The organism is Protofrankia sp. Cas3, assembly GCF_963555955.1.
Classification (GTDB): Bacteria; Actinomycetota; Actinomycetes; order Frankiales; family Frankiaceae; genus Protofrankia.
In genome coordinates, this window is sequence record NZ_CAUVXP010000250.1 from 1 (window position 1) to 1,916 (window position 1,916).

Sequence of the window (1,916 nt, forward strand, 5' to 3'; positions counted from 1 at the left end):
GAAGAAGAGGAGGTCGGTGTAAAGCCGCGTGAAGACACCCAGCAGGATGATCAGAACAATGACCACAAGCAGCGCGGGGATGAGGATGCGGGTACGCGCCACCAGTGGTCTGCGGGCTGCTGCCACTCGCTCCTCCTTGCGTCCGGGGCAGACGACCGGGTTGTCCGCCTGGAACGCAACCTACGCCAGTGCCCGGGTGGCGCCATCGGAGAGGATGCGCTCGTGACGAGCCCCGACATCAACGAGTTGACCGCTGTTGTGCTGGAGGTCGAACGGCACGTGGCCGACCTGGGCTGGGATCAGCCCAGCCAGGTCTACGCGCTGGCCGACACCTCCGAACTCATCGCCCGCGAACCGACGCTCGCCGCACACATTGGCGACACCGCGCCCGGTTCACTCACCCCCGTCGAGCAGGAACCCCTGCCCGCCGGCCGCCTCGACGAGGTGCTCGCCGCAATCGGCTGGCCGCCGGAGGTTCTCGGCTGCGTCCTTGTCACCGAGCTCGTGGTCCTGCCGCCCAGTGCTGAGCAGGAGACTCCCTACGATGAACGGGATATCGAGATATGGGCGGCCAACCACCCCGAACGCCAGGACGTCCGGCTCGCGGTCGGAGTGACCCGGGACGGGCAGCACGCGTCATGTCTGCGGGTCCGCGGCGACGACGAGCTCGTGGTCGACCCGGACCTCGCGGACAGTCTCGTCGACGGCCTGCTGGCGACCTTCGGCTGAGCGGTCGGCGCCGGTCGCTCTGAACGGGCCTGAAGCGGGTCGGCGGGTCGGCGGGTCTAGCGGGTCAGCAACCAGGAACGGGGGCCTGGGGGCTATCGGCGAGCGCATTCAGGTCGTCGATCGCTCCCTTGAGCGTCTCGACCCGCACCAGCCTGAGGCCGGCCGGGGCCGATTCCCGGGCATCCGGGCAGTTTGCCGCCGGTACGAGAAAGACGACCGCACCTGACCTGCGAGCACCGAGAAGCTTCTGCTGAATACCCCCGATCGGACCAACTGTGCCGCTCGCGTCGATGGTGCCGGTACCCGCGATCGTCCGACCGCCCGTGAGCTGGCCCGGCGTGAGAAGATCGATTATGCCGAGCGCGAACATGAGGCCGGCACTCGGTCCACCCACATCGGTGAGTTTGATCTCGACCGTGAAGGGATAATGCTGCTTCTCGGTCGTGGTGATACCGATGACCGGACGGCCCGGGTCGTTGCGCGCCGCGGCAGTGGTGATCGACGTCTGGGTGGGCGCATCGCCGTCACGACTGAAGGAGATCGTCACGGGCTGCCCCGGACGGACCCGGAGGACCGCCTCCTGCAGCTGCTGCGGGGTGGTCACGGCGACGCCGTCGACCGCCAGGATCACGTCGCCCGCACGCAGCTTACCGGCGGCGGGCGACGATGCATCGATGATCTCGTGCACAACCACGGACGTGCCGGTCGGGGTGATCCCGAGCTCACCGAGAGCCGCGGAGGTAGCCTGATCCTGCGAATCGATCATAGCCGCGGTGTTCTCCTGGCGGACCTGCTCGTCGCTCGTGCCTGGTGGCTGCACCAGCTCCCGCGGGACCACGGCACGGTCGCCGTCGAACCAGCCGCGGACCGCGTCCAGCGCACTGAGCTTCGGTACCTCCTCGACCGTGGTGAGATCAAGGTTCCCGGACGTGGGATAGGTTTTGCGGCCGACGATCTCGATCAGCGGCTTGCCGTCGGGACGTCCGAGCGTGTCGGTCACCGGCCCCGGCGACAGCATCACAAATGGCACGGGCAGCCACAGACCCATTACCACGAGTACCAGCGCCAGGACGGATGCGACGAGGAGTGTCTGGATACGCCGCGCCATGGCTGGCAGTCTAGGACCTGTGATTCGCGGCCTGATGGCCTGGCTGCAGCGACCAGGCCGGCAGTATCCCGGGGACTAC

Annotated in this window: 2 protein-coding genes; one reads left to right on the plus strand and one right to left on the minus strand. The window is 67.7% G+C overall.

The features are described from left to right. Positions 1–222: 222 nt before the first annotated feature. Positions 223–729 (plus strand): PPA1309 family protein, encoded by a 507-nt coding sequence (locus U9983_RS26440; protein ID WP_322751095.1) that lies wholly within the window; start codon positions 223–225, stop codon positions 727–729. Positions 730–793: 64 nt separating this feature from the next. Here U9983_RS26440 and U9983_RS26445 read toward each other — a convergent pair whose 3' ends face one another. Beyond that, entirely contained in the window at positions 794–1,837 is a 1,044-nt protein-coding gene (locus U9983_RS26445) for a PDZ domain-containing protein (RefSeq protein WP_322756612.1), read from the minus strand. Positions 1,838–1,916 lie beyond the last annotated feature (79 nt).